The organism is Labrys sedimenti, assembly GCF_034424805.1.
In the GTDB taxonomy this organism is placed as follows: Bacteria; Pseudomonadota; Alphaproteobacteria; order Rhizobiales; family Labraceae; genus Labrys; species Labrys sedimenti.
This window is the reverse complement of sequence record NZ_JAXOUF010000002.1, coordinates 223,891-247,031: the sequence shown is the minus strand read 5'-3', so window position 1 is coordinate 247,031 and position 23,141 is coordinate 223,891. Positions and strand designations below refer to the sequence as shown.

The 23,141-nt window shown below is 65.6% G+C and carries 20 protein-coding genes; 1 reads left to right on the top strand and 19 read right to left on the bottom strand.

Features of this window, described 5'->3' with window-relative positions:
- Positions 1 to 5 precede the first annotated feature (5 nt).
- From U1R88_RS07555 to U1R88_RS07480, 16 genes are all read right to left on the bottom strand, one after another.
- Positions 6 to 773 carry an SDR family NAD(P)-dependent oxidoreductase gene (locus tag U1R88_RS07555; RefSeq protein WP_322430701.1) on the bottom strand — a complete coding sequence of 256 codons (768 nt, stop codon included), beginning with the start codon at positions 771 to 773 and terminating at the stop codon, positions 6 to 8.
- A 1-nt stretch (position 774) separates the two neighbouring features.
- The gene (locus U1R88_RS07550) at positions 775 to 2,163 is read right to left on the bottom strand and encodes a glutamine synthetase family protein (protein ID WP_322430700.1); all 1,389 of its coding nucleotides are present in this window, start codon (positions 2,161 to 2,163) and stop codon (positions 775 to 777) included.
- On the bottom strand, positions 2,163 to 3,551 hold the full coding sequence (locus tag U1R88_RS07545; protein WP_322430699.1) for a transaminase: 1,389 nt from the start codon (positions 3,549 to 3,551) through the stop codon (positions 2,163 to 2,165). Before U1R88_RS07545 ends, U1R88_RS07550 begins: the two co-directional genes overlap by 1 nt.
- 265 nt (positions 3,552 to 3,816) lie before the next feature.
- On the bottom strand, positions 3,817 to 5,139 hold the full coding sequence (locus tag U1R88_RS07540; RefSeq protein WP_322430698.1) for an NAD(P)/FAD-dependent oxidoreductase: 1,323 nt from the start codon (positions 5,137 to 5,139) through the stop codon (positions 3,817 to 3,819).
- Between the two features lie 10 nt (positions 5,140 to 5,149).
- Entirely contained in the window at positions 5,150 to 6,040 is an 891-nt protein-coding gene (locus U1R88_RS07535; RefSeq protein WP_322430697.1) for an ABC transporter permease, read from the bottom strand.
- A gap of 110 nt (positions 6,041 to 6,150) precedes the next feature.
- Positions 6,151 to 7,101, bottom strand: coding sequence for an ABC transporter permease (locus tag U1R88_RS07530; RefSeq protein ID WP_068288182.1), 951 nt, complete (start codon positions 7,099 to 7,101; stop codon positions 6,151 to 6,153).
- A gap of 222 nt (positions 7,102 to 7,323) precedes the next feature.
- Complete coding sequence (locus U1R88_RS07525; protein WP_322430696.1) at positions 7,324 to 8,997, bottom strand: peptide ABC transporter substrate-binding protein; 1,674 nt, start codon at positions 8,995 to 8,997, stop codon at positions 7,324 to 7,326.
- 81 nt (positions 8,998 to 9,078) lie between these two features.
- Positions 9,079 to 10,410, bottom strand: coding sequence for an NAD(P)/FAD-dependent oxidoreductase (locus tag U1R88_RS07520; RefSeq protein WP_322430695.1), 1,332 nt, complete (start codon positions 10,408 to 10,410; stop codon positions 9,079 to 9,081).
- 1 nt (position 10,411) lies between these two features.
- The gene (locus tag U1R88_RS07515) at positions 10,412 to 11,110 is read right to left on the bottom strand and encodes an SDR family NAD(P)-dependent oxidoreductase (RefSeq protein WP_322430694.1); all 699 of its coding nucleotides are present in this window, start codon (positions 11,108 to 11,110) and stop codon (positions 10,412 to 10,414) included.
- The gene (locus tag U1R88_RS07510; RefSeq protein WP_322430693.1) at positions 11,107 to 11,628 is read right to left on the bottom strand and encodes a MarR family winged helix-turn-helix transcriptional regulator; all 522 of its coding nucleotides are present in this window, start codon (positions 11,626 to 11,628) and stop codon (positions 11,107 to 11,109) included. The genes U1R88_RS07515 and U1R88_RS07510 overlap by 4 nt, the downstream gene beginning before the upstream one ends.
- Entirely contained in the window at positions 11,625 to 13,268 is a 1,644-nt protein-coding gene (locus tag U1R88_RS07505; RefSeq protein WP_322430692.1) for an ABC transporter ATP-binding protein, read from the bottom strand. Before U1R88_RS07505 ends, U1R88_RS07510 begins: the two co-directional genes overlap by 4 nt.
- A gap of 145 nt (positions 13,269 to 13,413) precedes the next feature.
- Positions 13,414 to 14,772: an MATE family efflux transporter gene (locus tag U1R88_RS07500; protein WP_322430691.1), complete on the bottom strand. Its 1,359-nt coding sequence runs from the start codon at positions 14,770 to 14,772 to the stop codon at positions 13,414 to 13,416.
- A 96-nt stretch (positions 14,773 to 14,868) separates the two neighbouring features.
- The gene (locus U1R88_RS07495; RefSeq protein ID WP_322430690.1) at positions 14,869 to 16,182 is read right to left on the bottom strand and encodes an MFS transporter; all 1,314 of its coding nucleotides are present in this window, start codon (positions 16,180 to 16,182) and stop codon (positions 14,869 to 14,871) included.
- 194 nt (positions 16,183 to 16,376) lie between these two features.
- Positions 16,377 to 17,324, bottom strand: coding sequence for a DUF6282 family protein (locus tag U1R88_RS07490; protein WP_322430689.1), 948 nt, complete (start codon positions 17,322 to 17,324; stop codon positions 16,377 to 16,379).
- Between the two features lie 45 nt (positions 17,325 to 17,369).
- Positions 17,370 to 18,290, bottom strand: a complete 921-nt coding sequence (locus U1R88_RS07485) for a cupin domain-containing protein (protein WP_322430688.1) — start codon at positions 18,288 to 18,290, stop codon at positions 17,370 to 17,372.
- A gap of 132 nt (positions 18,291 to 18,422) precedes the next feature.
- Positions 18,423 to 19,205 carry an IclR family transcriptional regulator gene (locus tag U1R88_RS07480; RefSeq protein WP_322430687.1) on the bottom strand — a complete coding sequence of 261 codons (783 nt, stop codon included), beginning with the start codon at positions 19,203 to 19,205 and terminating at the stop codon, positions 18,423 to 18,425.
- Positions 19,206 to 19,319: 114 nt separating this feature from the next.
- Between U1R88_RS07480 and U1R88_RS07475 the strand changes: the two genes are divergently transcribed.
- Entirely contained in the window at positions 19,320 to 20,105 is a 786-nt protein-coding gene (locus U1R88_RS07475; RefSeq protein WP_322430686.1) for an HpcH/HpaI aldolase family protein, read from the top strand.
- 30 nt (positions 20,106 to 20,135) lie between these two features.
- On the opposite strand, the gene U1R88_RS07470 is transcribed toward U1R88_RS07475, so the two are convergent.
- The 3 genes from U1R88_RS07470 to U1R88_RS07460 are packed head-to-tail and all read right to left on the bottom strand — an operon-like array spanning position 20,136 to position 23,124.
- Entirely contained in the window at positions 20,136 to 20,414 is a 279-nt protein-coding gene (locus U1R88_RS07470) for a DUF6460 domain-containing protein (protein WP_068288148.1), read from the bottom strand.
- Positions 20,415 to 20,416: 2 nt separating this feature from the next.
- On the bottom strand, positions 20,417 to 22,087 hold the full coding sequence (locus U1R88_RS07465) for a cisplatin damage response ATP-dependent DNA ligase (RefSeq protein ID WP_322430685.1): 1,671 nt from the start codon (positions 22,085 to 22,087) through the stop codon (positions 20,417 to 20,419).
- Complete coding sequence (locus tag U1R88_RS07460) at positions 22,084 to 23,124, bottom strand: ligase-associated DNA damage response exonuclease (protein WP_322430684.1); 1,041 nt, start codon at positions 23,122 to 23,124, stop codon at positions 22,084 to 22,086. The genes U1R88_RS07465 and U1R88_RS07460 overlap by 4 nt, the downstream gene beginning before the upstream one ends.
- Positions 23,125 to 23,141 lie beyond the last annotated feature (17 nt).

Here is a 23,141-nt window from a genome sequence, read left to right as displayed (position 1 = left end):
CGGGTTCAATAGCCTGCGGTGATACCGAAATCGATGGAAAGGGCAGCGCCGGTGATCGGTGCTGCGCCGGGCTGGCAGAGATAATGGATGAGGCCGGCAATCTCTTCGGCCTTGATGAAACGGGCGTTCTCGCCCTGCGGGTAGTTGCCGAGCAGCCGCCGCTTATAGGCGTCGGGATCGCCGTCGCCATAGGTCGCGGCCTGGTATTCGATCATCGGCGTGGCGACGTCGCCGGGGCAGATCGCATTGACGCGGATGCCCTGCGGCGCGAGTTCCAGCGCCAGGGCCTTGCTGAGCAGCACCAGCCCGCCCTTGGAGGCGCAATAGACGGCCGCCCCGTTGTTGCCGACCAGCCCGGCATCGGAAGCGATGTTGACGATCACCCCGCGAGAGACGGCGAGATGGGGAATGGCGGCCGAGATCAGGAAGAAGGCACCCTTGAGGTTGACGTCGAGCACGCGGTCCCAGTCCTCCTCACCGACCGACGTGGCGGGGCCTTCCAGCCAGACGCCCGCCGCATTGACGAGCACATCGAGACGGTCGGCCTCGGTTGCCCTCGCCACCGCCTCGCGGCAGGCCTGGGCGGAGCGCATGTCGAGCGCCAAGGCGAGCACCTCGGCACCCGCATCCGCCACCCTCGCCCGAGCCTCTTCGAGACGCGGGCCGGGAAGATCCGCCAGGACCACGCGCGCGCCATCCTGGGCAAAGCGCAGGGCCGTCGCCAGACCCATTCCACCGGCGCCGCCGGCAATCAGAACGTTCCGCCTGGCCATCTCAGACGATCTCTCCATAAAGCTGCAGCTCCAATGCGGTGATATCGGCGGCAAAACGCCGGTATTCAGCCCGCTTGAGCGCCAGCAGCACGTGATGAAGGCGCTCGCCCAGAGCTTCCTTCAGGAAGGCGGAGCCTGCCGCCGCCTCGATGGCGCTGCGCCAATCGGCCGGCAGGACATCGTCGGCCGCGCTCGCATAGGCGGTGGCCGGGGCCCCCGGATCGCGCTGGGCGGCAAGGCCCCGGCGGATGCCCGCCAGGACGACCGCGCCGACCAGATAGGGATTGGCGTCGACGCCGGCGGCACGCTGCTCCAGGTGCCGGCCTTCCGGCGAGCCCGCGGGAACGCGCACGGCGACGGCCCGGTTGTTGACGCCCCAGCTCGGCGCCGTCGGCGCATAGCTCTGCGCCGCGAAGCGTCGCCACGAATTGAGGTGGGGCGCGAAGACCAGCATGCTCTCCGTCATGGTCTCCAGCAGACCGGTGATGGCGTGATGCAGGGCCGGCGCAAGCTCCCCATTCCGGTCGGCGAAGAGATTGGCACCGTCGCGGCCTGTCAGGCTGGCATGGGCGTGCATGCCCGAACCGGCACGGCCGGCGAAGGGCTTGGCCATGAAGCAGGCCTTCATGCCGTGGCGCACGGCGAGCGCCCGCAGCAGCCGCTTCAGCATGATGAGATCGTCGGCGGCGCGCAGCGCATCCTCGCGATGGCGCAGGGTCAGTTCGAACTGGCCCGGCGCATATTCGGAGATCAGCGTCTGCACCGGCAAGGCCTGGGCCTCGGCGGCGCGATAGACCGCGTCAACGAAAGGCTCGAGACGATCGAGCTCGTCGACGCTGTAGACATGGATGCCATCAAGCCTTTCGCCGGTCAGCGGCATGCGGAGCGGTTGGGGCCGACCATTCGCCGTTTCGCGGTCGAGCAAATAGAACTCGAGTTCGAAGGCCGCAACGGGCTGCCTGCCCTCGGCCTGCAGCAGAGCCTGCTGGCCGGCCAGGACATGACGAGGGTCGGCGGCCATCGGCGAGCCGTCGAGCTCGAACAACGACAGGCGCACCTCGCCGCGCGGCGGCGAGGTCCAGGGCAGCGGCACCAGAGAGCCGGCGATCGGCCAGGCGCGCCTGTCGGCATCGCCATCCGACCAGACCAGGCCGGTTTCCTCGACATCCTCGCCGGTGACGTCGAGGCCGAGAATGGAGCCGGGCAGATGCCGGCCACCACGGAACAGCGGCAGCAATTCCTCGCGCCGGATGATCTTGCCGCGGGCAATCCCGTTGATATCGATCAGCACCAGATCGAAGGCGCCGATCTCGGGGTGATCGGCCAGGAAGGCCTCGGCTTCGGCGATATCGGCCGCCTGGGCCGGCCGCGTCGACAGGGCGTCGGCCATCACACCGCCTCCCCGGCCTGGCAGAAGCGGGCGAGGATCTCGCCATAGGCGGCAACCAGCGCGCGGGCTTCCGCCTCGGCCAAGGCCGGGCTGACCAGGATCATGTTGTGGAAGGGGGTGAGCAGGAAGCCGCGATTGAGCAGGGAGAGATGCAGGCCCTCCTCGATGACCGAGGAGGCGGCTTCCCGGGCCTCAGCCGCGTTGCGCACCGGCTCGGAGCTGAACACCACTTCCAGCCGGGCGCCGACGCGCGTGACATGCCAGGGCAGCCCCTGCGCCCCTATGGCCTTGATGAGGCCCGCCTCGATGATGTCGGTGCGCGCAGCCATGGTGGCATAGGTCTCTGATGTCATCACCCTTTCCAGGCTGGCCCTGAGGCAGGCCAACTGCAGCGCACTGCCGGACAGGGTGGTGCCGATGCCGGAATGGCCGTGGCTGTCGCGCGCGCGCCGCGCCCGATCGAGGCCCTCGGCCACCGCGGTGCTCATGCCCCATACGCTCACCGGCACGCCGCCGCCGATGGGCTTGCCCATCACCATCAGGTCCGGCTCCAACCCATGCAGCATGGTGTAGCCGCCGAGACCGGTGGAAATCGTATGGGTCTCGTCGATCAGCAGCAGCGTGCCATGCTCGCGCGTCAGCTGCCGCAGCGTGTCGTGGAAGCCGGGCGCGGGCAGGATCATGCCGCAATTGGTCATCACCGGCTCGGCCAGCACGCAGGCGACCTCGCCCGAAGCCAAAGCCCGACGCAGCGCCTCCTCGTCATTGAAGGGAATGGCGATGGTGGTCTCGCCGAGATCGACCACCTGTCCCAGCAGGCTGCGGCGGGAGAAGGTGCGTCCGTTGACGAGATCGACCAGCGTGTCGTCGACAGCGCCGTGATAGCAGCCATCGAAGACCAGGATCTTGCGCCGCCCTGTCACGGCCCGTGCCACACGGATGGCGAAGCGATTGGCATCGCTCGCCGTGGCGCCGATCTGCCAATGCGGCAGGCCGAAACGGGCGGCCAGCAGTTCGCCGACGATCTCGGCATCGGCGGATGGCAGCATCGTCGTCAGGCCGCGATGACCGACGGCCCTGAGCACCTCCAGGATCGGCTCGGGCCCATGGCCGAACATGGCGCCGGTATCGCCGAGGCAGAGATCGACCACTGCATTGCCGTCGATGTCGGTGAGGTGCACGCCGCTCGCCTGCTCGATCACCATCGGGAAGGGCATCGGCCAGTCGAGCATCCAGTGCATCGGCACATTGTCGAAGAGGCCCTTGCCCTTGCGCTCCGCCATCGCCCGTGCCCTGGGACGGCGCTCGGCATAAAGCTGCCGTTCCGCTGGCAGCAGGGTCTTCACCCGCGCCTCGATGGCTGCATTGTCGATCGGCGTGCTGGACACGAGGAACCTCCGCTGAGTGGATTGTGGCACCGCTCATCGCCATGCGGCATCGCGCGCCATTGTGATCACAATCAGCAGAATTAAAGCTATATTGTCAACCGATATCCGGTCATATTCATAAATTGTGATCACGTTATGACAATTGTATTGAAGCTCCTCACTTGCCGATGGAAGGATGGGCCCGAACGGCGGTCCAAGCAGCCTCAGGCGCGAACCAGCGGTCGAGCCCTTCAGCGATCTACAATGGAAAATCGGGGGATTCCGCTCAGGCGTGCGGCGGCAGTGGAACGCCGTCCATGCGGGTCTTCAGCCAGTCGCGCGCCCGGTAGTAGCGCAGCGTGAGTTGGGGCCCGAAGCTCATATAGAACGGCGCCTTATGCAGGGGCTCGACCTTGAGCGAGAGCTCCTGCTCCGGCACGTCCAGCGCCCATTCCGACAGGATGCCGCCGAGCATGCTGCCGGTGGGTACGCCCCGCCCGGACAGGCCCGTGAGGGCGACGACGCCGGGTGCCAGGCCGTAGAGACGGGGGATGGTCCTGGCCTGCATGTCGAGCTCGCCGAACCAGAAATATTCCCAGCGGATCTCCTGCCTGATCTGTGGGTGCAGCCATTTCAGGCGATCGCTCATCACCTGGTGGGTATAGGCGAGGTCGCGTCCGCGCCGCCCCATCGGGAACATCGAGGCGACGATGCGGCCCTCGGCATTGTATTTGTAGACATAGATGTCGCCGCGGCCGTCATGCATGGTAGTGTTCTCGGGCAGGACGGAGCGGCGCTCCTCCTCGCTGAGCGGCTGCGTCGCCGCCACGAAGACGCGCATGATCTTGAAGCTCTGGTCGAGCTTGGGCCACCCCTCCACCGTGTAGGCGCCGGTGGTGAAGATCACCTTGTCGGCCACGACGCTGCCATCGGCGGTGTGGGCCACCCAGCGCGAGCCCTCGCGCGTGACATTGGTCACCTTCGATCCCGTATGCAGCACGCCGCCTTCCTGCTGCACCGCGCGCGCCAAACCACGCGCATAGCCGAGCGGGTTGAGATGGCCCGCCTCGCCATGAAACCAGCCGCCATGGAAGCGCGGACTGCCGGTGATCGCCTCCACTTCCGCCTTGTCGACGAAACGGGTGCGGGCGCCGGCGGCGTTGTATTGCTCGACCTTATGCTTGATGGCGTCGATGGCACCCGGGCGGGCCGCCGCCTGGACATAGCCGTTCTGCTGCCATTCGCACTGGATCTGGTAGCGCTCGATCATGGCGCTGACACGGGCATTGGCCTGGGTCTGCCGGGCGATCAACCTCTCGGCCCAGGGCTCCCCGAGCAGCCTGCGCAACTCGGGCAGGCTGAAATGGGTGAAGGTCGGCGTGCAGTGCCCGGCATTGCGGCCGGATCCGCCGAAACCGGCCTGCTCCGCTTCCAGCAGCACCACGCTGACGCCCTTGCGCACCAGTTCGAGCGCCGTCGTCAGGCCGGTATAGCCGGCGCCGACGATACAGACATCGGCCTGGACGCGCCCGGCCAAGGCCGCGGTCTGCGGCGCGGGAGCGGCCGTCGCATACCAGAGCGTCGCGTCGAAGGGAGAGAATTTCGACATGGAAGCCCCCTCAGTTCAGGTCGCTTCGGGCATCGAGGGCGTCGCGCAGCCCGTCGCCGATGAAGTTGAAGCTGGTGACGGCGAGCGTGATCGCCACGCCCGGCACGATGGCGAGCCATGGCGCATTGGCGAGATATTGCTGGGCGCCATTCAGCATGTTGCCCCAGCTCGGCAGCGGCGGCTGGATGCCATAGCCCAGGAAGCTCACATAGGCCTCGAGCAGGATGGCGCGGGCTACCGTCAGCGTCGCCGCCACGATGATCGGCCCGATGACGTTGGGCAGCAATTCGCGGAACATGATCCAGCTGTTCGACAGCCCCACCATGCGCGCCGCCAGCACGAAATCGCGCTCGCGCAGCGAGCGCACTTCCGCCTCCACAATGCGCGCCACTTCCATCCAGCTGGTGACGGCGATGATCACCGTGATCATCAGCGGGCTCGGCTTGATGAAGGCCGCCAGCGTGAGCAAGAGGAAGATGCTCGGGAAGGACAGGAAAGCATCGACGAAGCGCATCAGGGCCGAGCCGGCCAGACCGCCATAATAGCCGGCAGTGACGCCGATCACCGTGCCGAGCGCTGTGCTCAGCAGCATGGCGAAGAAGCCGACCAGCAACGAGATGCGCCCGGCCATGAACAGGCGGGCGGCAAGGTCGCGGCCGAGCGGATCGGTGCCGAAGATGTGGTAGCCGGTCAAAGGCGGCGCGAAACGAGCCCTCAGATCGATGAAGAGTTCGTCATAGGGCAGCAGGCGCGGGCCGAGGATGCAGGCGAGCGTCAGGAGGATGATCATCGCCAGGCCGACCATGGCGAGCCGATGCCGGCAGAAGCGCCGCACCGTGCGGTTGCGCCACCAGCGTGGCTTGGGCGAGGGCGATGCGGGGGAAAGGGTTACTGAAGCCATCTTTTTCTCCCAGGAGCAAAGCGCGTTTCGCGACAACGCTTCTTTGCTCTAACTCTTTGTTTCGACGCGTCTTTGCGATTCTTGGCGATGCCGCCAAATCGCAAAACGCTTTAGCCAAGCCGAATACGGGGATCGACGAAGGCGACGAGCAGATCGGCGATCAGATTGCCGATGAGCACCAGGATCGCCGAGAACATCAAAAGCCCCATGATCACCGGATAGTCGCTGTAGCCCAGGCTATCGAGGAACAGCCGGCCCATGCCCGGCCAGGTGAAGACGGTCTCCGTCACCAGCGCCCCGCTCAGGATGGTGGGTATCTGCAGGCCGGCCAGGGTGATCATCGGCAGCAGGGCATTGCCGATCACATGCTTGACCAGCACGCGGCGCGGCTTCAGCCCCTTGGCCTTGGCCGTGCGCACGAAATCCTGGTTGATCACGTCGAGCGTGGCCGTGCGCATGTAGCGGCTCCACACTGCCACATTCACCAGGGCCAGCACGATGCTGGGCATGATGAGATGGATGGCATAGTCGGCGAAGCTGCCGTCACCCACCGTGAACATGTTGCCCGCCGGCAGCCATTTCAACTTCAGCGAAAAGAGGTAGATCGCCACCAGCCCGAACCAGAAGGTGGGAATGGAAAGCGCCACCATCGCCCCCACCGTCGCCAGCGTGTCGAACAGCGAATAGCGGCGCGTGGCGCCCATCACGCCGATCCAGGTACCGAGGATGATGGAGATCAGGGTTGAAAAGCCCATCAGCAACAGGGTGGCGAAGAGGTGCCCGCCGATGATGGCGAGCACCGGCTGGCCGTCGCGATAGGACCGGCCCCAATCACCCTGCACCAAGCGCCAGAACCAGTCGAGATACTGGATCGGCAGCGGGCGGTTCAGGCCCATCTGCTCGGCGATGCGATCGAGCGCCTCCTTGGTCATGCCCGGCGTGAGCGTATATTGCGAAAGCGGTCCGCCGGGCGCCAGATTGAGCACCGCGAAGCCGATGACCGAGACCAGCAGCAGCAGGATGAGGCTCTGCCACAGCCGGCCAGCGAGATAGCGCAGCATGGGATCGTCTCCACAAGAGCAAAGCGCGTTCAGGATCGAACGCTTTTTGCTCTATCTCTTTGGTTCCAAGCCAATCGAACGGATTGGCCGGAGCGTCTTTGCGATTCCAGGCCAGCCCCGCTCATCGCAAAACGCTCCGGGCCGGCCTTGTCGGCCGGCTGTCGGCGGGGTGGCGGGCCTGCGTGCCGCTCAGATCGGCAGACAGGCCCGTTTCCGAGTGGCCTATTTGGCCCAATGCCAGGTGTTGACGTTCCAGCTGTCGATACGGTTGTTGATGTTGGGCAGGAAGCCTTCCACGCCCTTCTTGCGCCCGCGCACGGTGGCGTATTGATACATCGGCAAGAAGGGCAGATCGGTGCGCATGATCTCCTGGATCTTGAAATAAAGCTTGCGGCGCTCCTCCGGCACGAAGAGGTTGCCGGCCTCCTTCAGAAGCCTGTCCACTTCGGGATTGGCATATTGCCAGGTGTTCTGGCCGTTGCCGCCCTTGGCCCCGATCGAGGTGGACATGAAATAGTCGGAGGTGTCGGGGTCGGGGCCGGTCAGGAAGTTCAGGCCGACGACGACGCTGTCGAATTTCGACATCATCCAATAGTCGCCCCACATCACGGCGGGCGGCAGGTTGGAGATCGTCATCTCCACGCCGATATCCTTGAAGGATTGCTGCATGAATTGCTGCACCTGCTCGCGCAGATGGTTGCCGGCCGTGGTCGAGTTGCTGAAGGACAGGCGCACGCCGTCCTTGGCGCGGATACCGTCGGCACCCGGCGCCCAGCCGGCCTCGTCGAGCACCTTCTTGGCCTTTTCGGGATCGTATTCCTGCTTGGGCAGGTCCGGATTGTAATAAAAGGACTGCTGCGGCATGTAGGATTCGGTCGGCGTCGGCAGGCCGTAATACAGCGCTTCGATGATCGTCTTCTTGTCCAGCGCATGATAGAGCGCCTTGCGGACGGCAGGGTCCTTGAACTGCGGGCGCTCCATGTTGAAGGCGACCGACTCGATGGTCGCCGTCGGCACCACGGTGACGATCTTGCCCTCGAGCGTCTTGGCTTCTTCATAATGATCGGCCGTGATCCATTGCAGGCCGACGAGGTCGACGTCCCCGGTCTTGAACTGGGTGTACATCACCGTCATGTCGGGAATGTATTTGTAGACGACGCGCTCCAGATAAGGGCCTTCGCCGAAATAGTCCTCATTGGCGGCGAGCTCGATATAATCGCCGGCGACGCGCTTGCTCCACTTGAACGGCCCGGTCCCAACCGGCGCGTTGTTGAAGGGAGCGGTGTTCTTGTCCGCAGCCTCGGCCAGGATGTGCTTGGGCACGATGAAGGTGGAGGCCAGGATCGAGGGATAGGGCGCAAAGGGTTTTTCCAGGCGCCAGGTGATCTCGGTCGGCGACACCACCTTGATGTCGCGCACATGCTCATGGCCGGTGCGCCGCCAACTGCGGAAGTTGGGGTCGACCATCAGTTCCAGCGTGAACTTGACATCCTCTGCCGTGAAAGGCTTGCCGTCATGCCACTTGACGCCGTCGCGCAGCTTGACCTTCCAATTGAGGCCGTCGGCGGAAATGCCGCCATTCTCCACGCTCGGCACCTCGACGGCGAGGGATGGCGTGAACTTGCCGTCCGGATCGACATCGAACAGCGGATTGAACACGCTGTAATGGATGCCCTCGTCCACCTCGATGTGGAGCAGATGCGGATTGAAGACCGTCGGCTCCTGCGAGAAGCTGATGACCATCTGGCCCGACGGCTTGTCCTTGCCGGCCGCCAGGGCCTCCTCCCGCCCGAGCAGGGCCGGCATCAGCAGCGCCGAGGCGCCGGTCGCTGCCATCAGGCCGAGGGCCTGGCGGCGATTGGGGTGGGGGAACTGGTTCCGCTCTTGTTTCGACATGATGACTTCCTCTGGAGAGTAACGATATTTTTATTGTTGTTGCAGTCGATTGCCGGTCCGAGATCTCCCGGGCCGGCAGGCTCAGAACCCGCTGATCAGCTCGATCTTCGATCCGTCCGAGAAGCGGGAGAAACGGAAATTGGCCGGGTCGACCAGGGGCTGCCGACCCGTGACGAGGTCCGCCATCAGCTTGCCGGCGGCCGGGCCGATGCCGAAGCCATGGCCGGAGAAGCCGGTGGCGATATGGAAGCCGGGAATGGCTTCGACGGGCGAGATCACCGGCACGGCATCCGGCGTAACGTCGATATAGCCGGCCCAGCGCTGGGCGATCTCCGCCTTGGCGAAGACGGGAAAGGCCTTGGTGAGATTGGCCAGAGCGACATCGGTCAATTCCTTCGCCGGCTCGGGATCGAGAACGCGGCAGCGTTCGAAGGGACTGACCTCATCCATCGCCCATTGCTTGGGCACCCGCGCTTCCTCGAAGAAGCGGCCACCCATTCTCAGATTGAGCGAACGCCATTCCTTGCGCAGCGCCGGCAGGAAATCGAAGAAGAAGCGGAAGCTGTTGGGCACGATGTCAACGACGTTCTCGTGCCCGGAGGCGATGGTGTAGCCGCCATCGGCGCGCTTGCGCACGGCAAAGCCGTTGGACCAGATCGCCGGCCCCGGCCCGCCTTCGAGCGGCTTGGTGCGCAGGACGGAATTCTTTACCTTCAACTGTGGCAGGCGAATGCCGAAACGGCCGGAGAACAGGCTCGACCAGGCACCTCCGGCCAGGACGACGGCACTGCAGGCGATCGGTCCGCGTTCGGTGACCACGCCACTGATCGCCCCGCCCGACGTCTCAATGCCGCGCACGGCACATTCGGTCAGGATGGAAGCCCCTTTGCGCCGGGCCGCCTCCGCGATCAGGGGGGCGGCGCGCTGCGGCTCGGCCCGCCCGTCCTCGGCAGTGAACAGCGCCCCCTTGATGTCCATGGTGGTGCCCGGAAACATCCGCTTGTATTCGGTGCCCGAGATCATGCGCGAGTCGAGCTGGTAGCCGTCGAGATTGCGGTTCCAGCGCTCGTGGTCGGCATATTCCTTGTCGTTCTCACAAGTGAACATGATGCCGGCGCGGGTATAGCCGGTGTCGCCCTCGACCCGCTGGTCGAGCGTCTTCCAGATCCTCAGCGCCTCGGCCATCAGCGGCACTTCGCGTGGGTCGCGGCGCGAAATGCGCACCCAGCCCCAATTGCGGCTCGACTGTTCCTGGCCGATGCCGCCCTTCTCGCAGAGCGCGACCTTGAGGCCCCGTTCGGCCAGTTCGAGCGCCGTCGAGGTACCGATGATGCCGCCGCCGATGACGACGACATCGACCTTGGCGGGCAGCGTCGCATCGCCTTGAACGGGAATGACAGTGGGGCCGGGCATGTCAGTAGGACTCTTCGAGCTGGCAGTTGATGGTGAATTCGGCGACGCTGGCCTCGTTGGGCAGGTCGATCAGCATGGCGATGATGCGGGCAAGATCATGCGGCGAGGTCATCTTCTCGGCCGCGCGGTCGGTCAGGCCGAGGGCCATGTCGGTGGCGACGAAGCCGGGGCAGATCGCGGTGGCGCGGATGCCGCGCTCGAAGCCCTCGTGGCGGATGCCGTGGGCCAGGGCGACGGCCGCATATTTCGAGATGGAATAGAGCCCGGCCCGCGAGGACTTGACCCGCTTGCCCGACAGCGAAGCGATGACGATCACCCGCCCGCTCCCGCTTTCGGAGAGCGCCTGCCAGGCTGCCTTGGCCAGGCGCCGCGGCGCCTTGACGTTCACGGCCAGCATCGCGTCGAGATCCTCGTCCTCGGCCTCGATGACGTTCTTGGGGATCATGATGCCGGCATTGGCGACGATTGCATCGATGCGCCCGAAGCGCTTCAGGGCCTCCGCGCTCCAGGCCGCCTCCGCCCGGGGATCGGCGGCGTCATAGGCCTGCAGATGCACGCGGTCCCGATCTGCCCAGGCGGGTTGCTCCGGTCGCCGCATGCCCAATGAAAGCCGCCATCCCCGGCTGGCGAGTTCAGCCGCGACCGCCTGGCCGATGCCCCGATTGGCGCCCGAGATCAGGGCCACCCTCTGCTCGCTCATGCCACCTGTCCTTCCTTATCGGCACTGTTGTGAGGCGGCATGCCCACGAAACGGCAATAGGCCCGCTTCAGGATGTCCATGACCTGTCTCTGCTCATGCTCGGGAATGAAGTCGAAGAAGCGTTTCGACTGCTCCGTCGCCAATACGCGCACCTTGGCGGCCAGCTCCGCGCCATCAGGCGTGATGTAAAGTTCGTGGGCCCGGCTGTCGTCGGACGAGATCCGGCGGGTGAGCAGCCCCTGCTCGATCATATGGTCGACCAGCCGCCCCATGGCGGAGCGGTCCTTCATCACCAAATGGGCGATCACCGAGGGGCGGATGCCGGGATGGCTGTCGACCAGCAGCAGCGTGGTGACCTTGCCGGTGCCCTTGGCCACTTCGAGGCCGTCGAGCCATTCATCGAGATCGCGCGATACGGCCAGGCTGATCACCCGGATATAGAAGCTGAGCGTATCCTCCAGCACATCGAGATCAATATGCGCGGGCAGCGTCGGCGGCCTGGCTCGTTTTGCCTTCATGCGGCCGGCTCCCACTCGCTGCCCGGAATGGCTGCCACCAGGCGCTTGGTGTAGTCGTTCTGCGGTTTCCTGAAGACCTGCGCCGGCGGGCCGGACTCGACGATCCGGCCCTTGAACATCACCGCGACCTCGTCGCAGATCTGGCTGGCCACACGCAGGTCATGGGTGATGAAGATCATCGCCAGATGCATCTCCTTCTGGATACGGGCCAGCAATTGCAGGATCTGGGCCTGGATCGAGACGTCGAGCGCGGAGACCGCCTCGTCGGCGATCAGCAGGACGGGATCGAACATCAGCGCCCGGGCAATGCCGATGCGCTGACGCTGGCCGCCGGAGAATTCGTGGGGAAAGCGGTCATAGGCGCCGGCATCGAGACCGACGCGAGCGAGCAGGCCGACCGCCTTCTCCTTGGCCCTGCCGGCGGCCATGCCCTGCGCGATGGGGCCGACGGTGAGAATGCGCCCGATGGTATGGCGGGGATTGAGCGAGGCGTAGGGATCCTGAAAGATCATCTGGATGCGCGGGCGCAGCGGCCGGAACTCGTCCTCGCGCAAGGGCGCGATGTCCCGCCCCTCGAACAGGATGCGGCCGCCATCGCTGCCCATCAGCTTCATCAGCACCCGCCCCAGCGAGGACTTGCCCGAACCCGATTCCCCGACCAGCCCCAGCGTGCAGCCCTGCCGGATGGAAAAACTCACATCGTCGACGGCACGTACCGGCGTGCCCTTGGCGAAAAAGCGCCCCTGCCCCTGATAGGTCTTGCTGATCCCCTCCGCCTCGAGGATGACAGGGGGCAGAGCGGCAGGCGCGGCATCATCGGCCGCCATGCGTGGCACAGCCGCGATCAGCGTCCTGGTATAGGGGTGCTGTGGGTCGCGCAGGACCTGGGCGGCAGTGCCCTGCTCCACCAGGCGCCCCTTTTCCATCACCACGACACGGTCGGCGATCTCGGCCACCACGCCGAAATCATGGGTGATGAACATCACGCTCATGCCCTTGCGGCGCTGGATCTTGCGGATGAGCTCGAGGATCTGGGCCTGGGTGGTGACGTCGAGCGCCGTGGTCGGTTCGTCGGCGATCAGCACGTCCGGATCGAGGGCCAGGGCGATGGCGATCATCACGCGCTGGCGCTGGCCGCCCGAGAGGCGGAAGGGATATTGGTGGCGGATGGTGGTTGGGTTGGGCAGCCCGACTTCGCCGAGGAGCTCGACGACCTTTTGTTCCCGCGTGGCCAGCGTGCCCACGCCATGGGCCTCCATCGCCTCGGCGATCTGGTCGCCGATGGTCATCAGCGGATTGAGCGCCGAGAGCGGATCCTGGAAGATGATCGAGACGGCCCGGCCGCGCAGATCGCGCAACTGCTCTTCCCGGGTCGCCAGCAGGTCCATGCCCTTGAACAGGATGCGCCCGCCCGTCACCGTCAGTGATGACGACAGCAGTCCCATGATCGTGTTGGCGGTGACGGACTTGCCCGAGCCGGATTCACCGATGATGCAGAGGATCTCGCCAGCCTTGAGTTCGAAGGAGATGTCCTCGACGGCGTAGGGCCGTTCCATGTTGCGCGGCAGGCTGACGGTGAGCTTCTCGACCGACAGGATGGTGGCGCCCGGGGCTTTCGGCTCGGCGTCGGAGACCAGCATCGTGACCATCCTTCCCAATCATCCGGCGGAGCACCCGCGCCCTGCCCTCGATATAGTGGACGATTACAACTAATTTTGCCGGCGAGGCCAAGCGAAAATTTCAGGCAGCGAAGGTATCGCGTTGCCGCAATCCGGTGCAGCCCGCTCAGGCGGTCTTGGTCTGGATGCCGGAAAAGGAGCCCGGCAACAGGCGGAAATAGGCCAGCCCCTGCCCGGCGCCGCGCGCCACCAGGAAGCCGATCAAGGCGAGCCACAGCCCGTGATTGCCGAGGGGTTGCAGCAGCCACCACAGCCCGAAATAGCAGGCGAGCGCCACCGCCATCAGGTTGCGCATGGCTGCGTTCCAGGTGGCGCCGACATAGACGCCGTCAAAGGTGAAGGCGAGCGCACCGGCTATGGGCGTGACGGCGGCATAGGGCAAGAACTGCCGGGCCAATTCGCGAACCGAGGCGCTGGTGGTCATGAAATCGATGAAGGCCCCGCCCGCCGCGAACAGCACGGCCGACATGCCGATCGCCAGGCCCAGGCTCCAGATCACCGAATAGCGCACGGCCTTTTCGAAGGACGGCCGGTTGTTGGCGCCGATCGAGCGCCCGCTGAGCTGTTCGGCCGCGGTGGCAATGCCGTCGAGGAAATAGCCGCCGACCAGGAAGAAATTGTTGAGGATGGCGTTGGCGGCCAGCGTGACGTCGCCGGCCAGCGCCCCCTGGCGCCCGAAAAAGACGAAGGCAGCCAGCAGGGCGAAGGTGCGCAGCATGATGTCGCGGTTGACAGCGATCATCCGCACGAATTTGGCCCTGTCGAAGACAAGGGATCGCGGCACGCCCAGATTACCGCCGAAATGGGCAATCACCACGGCCAGGCCGGCGACGACACCGGCCGTCTCCGCCAGCGTGGTGGCCCAGGCCGTGCCGGTAACGCCCCAGCCCATCCCCAGCGTGAACAGGACGCAGAGCAGGATGTTGACGATGTTGATGCCGATCTGCAGGAACAGGCCGGTGGTGGTGCGCCCCAGGCCGATCAGCCAGCCGAGCACGGCATAATTGGCGAAGGCGAAGGGGGCGGACCAGATGCGGATGGCGAAATAGATCTCGGCCGCATGGGTCACTTCCGGCGAAGCGCCGAGAAGCGGGAAGGCGATCATCGCAATGACACGCTGCAGCGCTACCATGGCGAGGCCCAGCACGCCTGCCATCACCAGCGCCCGCAGGAACACCGCCCGCTGCTCCAGCCTGTCGTCGGCGCCGACGGCCTGTGCCGTCAGGCCGGCGGTCCCCATACGCAGGAAACCGAAGCCCCAGAACAGGAAATCGAACAGGAGGGCATTGAGCGCCACCGCCCCGAGCAGGGCCTCGCTGCCGATCTGGCCGATCACGGCGGTGTCGACCAGCCCGAGCAGCGGCGTGGACAGATGCGCCAGCGTCATCGGCGCGGCAATGCCGATGACGATACGGTGGCTGACCGGAACGGGACGGATGGGGGTATCGATCGAAGCGGCGGGCATGGGCGGTAATTTTCCTCACGCCTTGGTAGCCCCAATCAAGAGTCATTCCAAGGTGCCCGCCCCAATGTCCACCCCAGCCGGTTTTACTCGTTCCGATCAGGCGCCTCTTCCGGGAGCAGGCTGCGCGAGGTGAAGCGTCCCCTGCCCCGTATTGTCCTTCTCCGCCTCCTCAGTGAGTTCGCGGCCCCGCGTTTCCGGCAGCAGGGCGATGGCGAGGAGCACGAAGAAATAGGCGCTGACCGCCGTGACGGCCATGGCGTCGCGCAGCAGCAGGTGGCCGCTTGCGGTCATCAGGCCGATCACCGTCGGGAAGAACGCGCCGGCGGCCCGGCCGAAATTATAGGCAAAGCCCTGCCCATTGCCCCGGATAGCGTTGGGGAACAATTCGGTGAAATAGGGCCCGAGCGCGCTGTAGATGCCCAAAGCCGCAAAGCCGAGCACGAAATCGAGCGCGAACATCACCGCGCCGCCTCCCGGCAGATAGAGGAAGGCCGGAATGAAGATCCAGTTCAGCAAGGCAAAGAGCAGGAAATTGCGCCGGCGGCCGATGGCATCGCACAGATAGGCGGCGACGATATAGCCGACGAAGGAGCCCACGGTGAGGACGAACATGTGATAGCCCACGCCCACCGTGGAGATTTCCCGCACCGTCTTCAGGAAGGTCGGCAGCCAGATCACCATGGAAAAACCGCCCGCCTGCACGCCGAAGGCCAGGAGCGAGGTCAGGCAGGTGGTGCGCAGATAGCGCCGGTGGAAGATCATCAAGGGGCTGACGGGCGCCTCCCCGGCCTTCACCCTCTTCTCCCGGGCCGCCAGGAAGACCGCCGGCTCGGGCACGCCGCGCAAGGCGAGCAGGACCAGGATGGCCGGTGCCGCGCCGAGCCAGAACATCCAGCGCCAGGCCTGCGTATCCGGCAGGGTCGCGAACAGGATGGAAGAGAGGATCGCCGCAATGGCATAGCCGATTGCATAGGCGCTCTGCACGGTGCCGACCGCCTTGCCGCGATATTCGGAGCGGATGATCTCGCCCATCAGCACCGAGCCGGCAGCCCATTCGCCACCGAAGCCGATGCCGGACAGGATGCGGGCGGCGAGCAGTTGCTCGAAGGAATTGCAGAAGCCGCTCAGCACGGTGAACAGCGAAAACCAGAGAATGGCAATCTTCATGACGCGCACGCGCCCGATGCGGTCGCTCAGGATGCCGGCCGCCCAGCCGCCGATGGCGGAGGAGATCAGCGCCGAGGTTCCGAGAAAGCCGGCCTGCGCATTCGTCATGCCCCACACCGTAATCAGGGTGGGAATGAGAAAGCTGTAGAGCTGGGTGTCGAGCGCATCGACGGCCCAGCCGCCGAAACAGGCATAGAGCGTCTTGCGTTCGGTACGATCCAGACTGGTGAACCAGGTGAACATGCATTCCTCCCTGCTTCCGGCCTTATATTGGAGGCTGCGCGTCCGACCGTCCTGGCAGAAGCGAGCAATGGGGCCGGTTATGTCGATAGGCCTTGAACCGGCACCGCGCGAGCACCGGATACGCGTCTGCATTCGGCGGCCCGCAAGTGCCGCCGAAACTCATTGCAAAACTCAAACCGGCGCCAGGCATGTGCTCAGGCCGGCTGGGAAACGAGCTCCTCCAGCCCGAGCACATGCGCTGTGTTGGTCGAGACCATCCGCCGGATCGCCTCGTCGGAATAACCGAGCTCCAGGCACAGGCGAACGCCGCGCCGGAAGCCCTCCAACGGACTGAACACGCCGACCTGCCCGAGGTCCGAACACAGGATGGTGCGGTCGACACCGGCCGCTTCGATCTGCTGGCGCAGGTCCTCCGCCGAGCGGGTCTTGAACTTGGATCCTTCCAGGAACATGCAAAGCGAATGCTCCACATAGGCCCCCATGGCGGCGATCTCCTTCACGTCATCCAGGCTCGCACCGACGATGTCCTCCGGATGGGTGAAGATTAGGCGCTCGACGCCGCGGCGCCGCGCTTCCTCGAACAGGATCCAGGTCTCGCTGACATGCAGGTGGCCGCTGGCGAGCGCCATGCGGTTGCGGGCGATGACGTCGAGGACTTCCTTGATATCGTCGAGCACCTGCCTGTTGGCATCGAGGACCGGAACCGCCCGGGCCGGCCGCATCTTCTGGGTCGAGGCCGGATGCGACCAGGAGGAGGTCTTCTCCCATTCGAGATGGTTCTCGGCGGCCAGTGTCGGCATCCAGACGATCTTGCCGCCCATCGCCGCCGTATGCTCGACGGCATAGGGATTGATGCCCCCCACCACATTGTTGAGCACGATGCCTGAAAAGACCCTGGTGGTCAGTTCCGGATGGTGGCGGGAAATCAGGGCCGCCGTCGCCACGCCGGCATAGTCGTGGTCCTTGGTGACCACCGCCGCAAAGCCTGCCTCCGACATCTGGCGGGCCAGTTCCAGATGGTCGAGGGCGCGCGGCGCGATCGAGGGACCACTATGCACATGGGGATCGATCGCTCCCTTGAGCAGCGCGTCGATGCGCCGGATATCCCCAGCCGATCCGGCATCGATGGTAAGTGCGTCCATGGTACTGCCTCCTTGTCCTGCCTGCTCGACTGCGCGATCGGTGCGTCAGGACGGCGTCCCGGCACCCTCGGCCGGCATCGGATAGTCGGCGTCGTTCAGCACCCAGCCGGGCTTCAGCGAGAAATCCAGGCGCGGCGGGCAGAAGATGTCGACGAGTTGGTTCACCCCGGCGAGCATGCCGCGGGAGGTGTGGATCGCCGGCGGCGGGATCACCATCACCGAAGGCGCTTCGCAATATTCGTGCTGGTCGTCGCGCCAGGCGTTGAGATCCGTGGTCCAGGGCCAGCGCAGGTGGTGGGTGAAGGCGCCCTCCAGCGCGAGGGAGACCTGTTCGAAATCGTCGTGATGATGCGGCGAGAGCTTGGTGACGTCGCGCGGCCCGTGCTGCGCCGGCAGGACGTTGACCATCATGGTCGAGCCGCGCCAGATGCGCCCGAACCGCCCCGGCTCGTCCGGCACGTCGAGCGAATAGACATGAAGCCGGGACCCGCCCGTGGCTTCCGGCCAGGGCTGGAACGCCGCGACATTGGGGTGCGGCGTGTCATAGGATGCCGCGTTCGCGCAGCGGGCCACGAGATCCCCGACCCTGGCGGTGAACAGGCGCACGACCGGCCCCGATCCCACGATCCGGATCGTGCTCGGGCCGGGCGGGATGAAGGCGATGGAATAGCCCGGCACGAGCTGCTTGCCATCGGCGGTCTCGACCTCGGCGCTTACGCCTGCATCGGGCAGCAGCAGCACATATTCGTCGGGCTGGGCGGAACGGGTGAAACAGGCGCCATCCCGCGCTTCGCTGTAGGCGACTACGCAATGCTGGCTGCGAATGTACCAGCTGCGGCCATTCGCATCGTCCTCCTGGGGCGCGGTCTCATAGAACTTGCCGCAATCGGCGCCGGCGAACGCGGTCGCCACCGGCCCGGCCTGGACTGACGCCAAAGTCGAACGCGGATCCGAAGCATCATACATGGCAACCTCCCAGCGGCCCGGCGCGGCCCGCACCAAATCTGCCGCTTCGTTTTTTTGTTTCACTAGTTGAAACGTTGTTCCGTTTATTCTTGAAGCAAAGCCCTCCCTTGTCAAGAGGGCCGCCAACGGCCGTCAATCGAGCACGTAGCCCAGCGCTTCGGAAACCTGCTTTGCGGCCCTGACCGTCCGCTCGATCTGCTCAGTGGTGGGCGTCTCGGTGATGAACTGCACGGAATCGACGATCGCCAGCGTCCCGACCAGGGACCCCGCGGCATCGAAGACCGGTGCTGCCAGTGCATTCAGGCCGATCAGGATCTCGTTCGGCGCGATCGCCCAACCGGCCTGGCGCACGCGCTCGATCTCCTTGCGCAAACCGCCGGGCGTGACGATCGTCGCCTGCGTGCGACGCTCCAGGCGCATGCCGAGCACGGTGGCCCGCAAGGCGTCGTTGCCGAAGGCAAGGGCGATCTTGCCCTGGGCCGAACAGTGAAACTCGAGCAGGGATCCCGGCCGGACACCGATCTCGACGGTGGATTTGCCCGGGACGGTGGTGAGCACGCGCACCCCCTCTGCCTCAAGCTGGGCGATCACCGCGGAATGGCCAAGACTGTCGCGCAATTCCCGCAGGGCCCGGGCGCTGGCCGAGACGATGTCGCGCCCCTCTCCCACGGCCTGCCCCAGCTTGATCAGGCGGCTGCCGAGCTGGTAGCGCTCCGTCTCCGGCAGCTGGACGATATAGCCGTGCTGCACCAGCGTCTGCAGATAGCGCCAGATCCGGCTCTTGGTGGTTTCCAGGGCAACGGCCATGGCGGACACGCCCATGGGCCGGCCCTCCTCCGCCAGCAGCTCCAGGATGCGCATGGCCAGAACCACCGCCTGCACGCCGTCACCGCCCGGGCCGCTGACACGAGGCATTCTTCTTTCCTTCATGAGCAAAGGCAAGCCCGGCCATTGACACGGACGCCCTTTGGGTTGAACCTAATTATAGAAACAATGTTTCAACTAACGAAACAAGAAAAATTGACCGCCATGCACGACAACGTCCCCGCACGCCCGGCTGAAGCCTTCCGTCAGCGCCTGCTGTCGCGAAAGACCCTGCTCGGATCGTTCCTCAAGACACCCACCGTCCACGCGACCGAAATCCTCGGCGATCTCGGTTTCGACTTCGTTGTCGTGGATGAGGAACATGCCCCCTTCGATCGCGGCCAGACCGAACTGATCTTGCTGGCCGCACGCGCGGCGGGTACCGCCGCGATCGTCCGCGTACCCGAGATCGCCCGCATCCTCGGCGCCCTCGACGATGGAGCGGCGGGCGTCCTGGTCCCGCACATTTCCTCCGCAGGCAGGGCGCGAGAAGCCGCCGCGGCCTGTCGCTATCGCGGTGGCCGGCGAGGCTTTTCCAATTCGCCGCGCGCCGGGCGCTATGGCGGCCTCGGCATCTGGCCGCATGTCGACCGGCAGGATGCGCATGTCAGCCTGATCGCGATGATCGAGGACCCGGAAGCGCTGGCGGAGATCGATGCCATCCTGGCAACCGAGGGCCTCGACGCCGTCTTCATCGGACGGGGCGACCTTACGGTGGCGCTGCAGGCCGAGAGCACCGACGCCCCCCCTGTCCAGGCCGCCGTCGAGACGATCTGCGCCGCGGCCGGACGGGCCGGCAAGCCCGTCTGCATGATGGTGGCCAACGCTGCCGAAGCAAGGCGCTACCATGCCCTGGGCGCCTCCGCCTTCATCATGGCTTCGGACCAGGCCTTCATGCGCAAGGCAGCGGCCGAAAGCCTGGGTAGCTTTGCCAAGGAATTCGCCGCGTAACGGCACCTGGCAACAAGAACCTGCTCCGCTCTATTTGCGCCCGCCCGAGGGCGCGGATTTCAGCAGGCGCAGCACGATCCAGACCGGCACAACGATCACCGCCCCAAGCAGGAAATAGCCGAACAGGTCCTTGACCATGCCGAACCCCTGCGCCGAAAGGCGCTCGAGAAAGTGCCGAAGCCTGGCGAGGAGCTCCCAGGGCGTCAGGTCGAGCCAGGCCAGCACGAGGCCGACAGCTACAGAAACCACCACCAGCTTGATGATCGTGCCCATTACCGAGCCGCCCATGAACTTCTCCAGCCCAGCCATGCCTATTCTCCTGTCGTGTCAGCCCCTATTTCGGGCGTGACGGCCGCGCGGTCAAGCAGGGCGGTGAGGCTTTCCAGCCTGTCCGCCTCGCCGGGCGGCTTGTCCCAGCGCAGGCGCGCCAGCCGAGGAAAGCGCATGGCGACGCCGGATTTATGGCGGCTGGAACGCGCCAGGCCCTCGAAGGCGACTTCCACCACCAGGCCTTTCTCGGCGGTGTGGACAACCTCCCTCACTGGCCCGAAGCGGTTCACCGTGTTGTTGCGGACAAAACGGTCGATGTCGCGCAATTCCTCGTCGGTGAAGCCGAAATAGGCCTTGCCCACCGGCACCAACTCCTCGCCCTTCCACACGCCGAACGTATAGTCGGAATAGAAGGAGGAGCGCTTGCCATGGCCGCGCTGGGCATACATCAGCACGGCGTCGATGCGGAACGGCTCGCGCTTCCATTTGAACCACAGGCCCTTCGGGCGGCCGGGCACATAAAGGCTGTCGCGCCGCTTCAGCATCAATCCCTCGACGGCTTCCGCATCAGCACCGGCACCGGCTCCGCCCGGATTCTCGCGGGCCAGCGCCAAAGCCTCCGGCCCGGTGAAGACCACGAGCGGCGAGAGGTCGAGGCGCGGCGACGCAAGGCGCGCCACGAAGGCCTCCAGCCGGGCGCGCCTTTCGATGAAGGAGAGATCCCGCAAGTCCTCGTCCCCTTCGGCCAGCAGGTCATAGGCCCTGATATGGGCCGGATAGTCGGCGATGAGCTTTCCCGTCACGCTCTTGCGGTTCAGCCGCTGCTGGAGGGCATTGAAATTCTCGATGCGGCCTTCGCCGTCCTCGCCGAGACGCCGCACCAGCAATTCGCCGTCGATGGCCCCTTCGAAATCGAGGGCCTCGACGAGATCGGGAAAAGCCGGTGCGATATCCTCGCCGGTGCGCGAATAAAGGCGCAGCAAGGGGCCGTTCGCGGTGCGCACCCCGACGGCCTGGACGCGAATGCCGTCCCATTTCCATTCCGCCACATGGCTGTCCGGCAGGATGGCCGCGAGGTCGCCCTCTTCCAGGGCATGGGCCAGCATCACCGGCCGGAACGGGGCAGGATTGCCGCTTTCCGGCCACTCGCCCTTGCCTTCGGCCCAGGCGAACAGGCTCTCATAGGGCGGCTGCAGGCCGGGCCAAGCGAGTTCAATATCATCAGGAGACAGGGAGCCCAGTGCTGCAACGGCGCTCTTGGCGAGACGCGCGGAAGCACCGATCCTGAGCGCCCCCGTGATCAGCTTGAGGAAGGCCCAGCGCCCGGTTTCATCAAGCGCGTCGAGATGGCGGGCGATCAGGGCCGGCATCTCCGAGCGCCCGGCCTGGCTCAGGGCCTCCACCACCTCGGACAGGCTGGGCGCATGGTTCATGCCCGGGCGAACAGGCCACATCAGCGCGATGGTCTCGGAAAGGTCGCCGACATAGTCGTAGGACAGCGCGAAGAGCTCGGGATCGGCGCGTTCACCGATCAACTCGCGCAGCAGGGCGGGCTTGGCATTGCGGAAGGACAGCGCCCCGGTGATCGCCGCCAGCGCATAGCCGCGGTCCGGATCGGAAGTCTCACGGAAATAGCTCGTCAGCAGCCGCAGCTTGGCATTGCGGCCCGGCTCATAGGCAAGGCGGTCGAGCAATTCTGCGAAGCGGTTCATGCCTCCTCCGCCTCCTCGTCGCCATAGCCGATCATGTGCAAAGGCTGGGCCTTCAGCCCCCGGCTGCGGGCCCAATGCACCAGCGCATCCTCCTGGCCATGGGTGACCCACAGTTCCGAGCAGCCCGTTTCCAGGATCGAGCGTTGCAAATCGGGCCAATCGGCATGGTCGGAGATCACCAGCGGCAGTTCGGCACCACTCTGGCGCGCCCGTGCCCGGATGCGCATCCAGCCCGAGGCGTACACGCTGAGGGGATCCGGCATCTTGCGTGACCAGACTTCCTGGGCTGCGCTGGGCGGGCAGAGCACGATGGCACCGGCCAGCTCGGCCGGCTTGACGTCGCGCACCAGCTGCAACGTCCCGAGCTCGATGCCGAAATCCTGGTAGAGCCGCGTCACCTTCTCCATGGCGCCGTGCAGATAGATCGGCGCCTGATGACCGGCGTGGCGGGCCATGGCGATGATGCGCTGCGCCTTGCCGAGGGAATAGGCGCCGACGAGATGGGCCCGCTCGGGAAACAGGGCCAGCGAATCCATGAGCTTGCCGATCTCATGCCTGGGATCGGGATGGTGGAACACCGGCAGGGCGAAGGTGGCTTCCGAGATGAAGACGTCGCAGGGCACCGGCTCGAAGGGCAGGCAGGTCGGATCGGCCTGGCGCTTGTAGTCACCCGAGGCGACGATGCGCAGGCCCTTCGCCTCGAAGGCGATCTGCGCCGAGCCCAGGACGTGGCCGGCGGGATGGAAGGTCACATCGACGCCACCGAGACCGAGCTTCCGGCCCAGGATGGCGGTCTGGCGCGCCTCGCAAAAATCCTCACCATAACGCGCCGCCATGATCGCCAGCGTCTCGGCGGTGGCGAGCACCTGGCGATGGCCGGCGCGGGCATGATCGGAATGGGCATGGGTGATCAGGGCCCGCTCGACCGGCCTCACAGGATCGACATGGACGTCCGCCAGCGGGCAGTACAGCCCCGACGGCGTCGGAATCAGCAAGTCCGAGGGCCGCATGGCGAGAACATAGGGTGAAACCGGCATGGGGCCAAGGTGTTGCC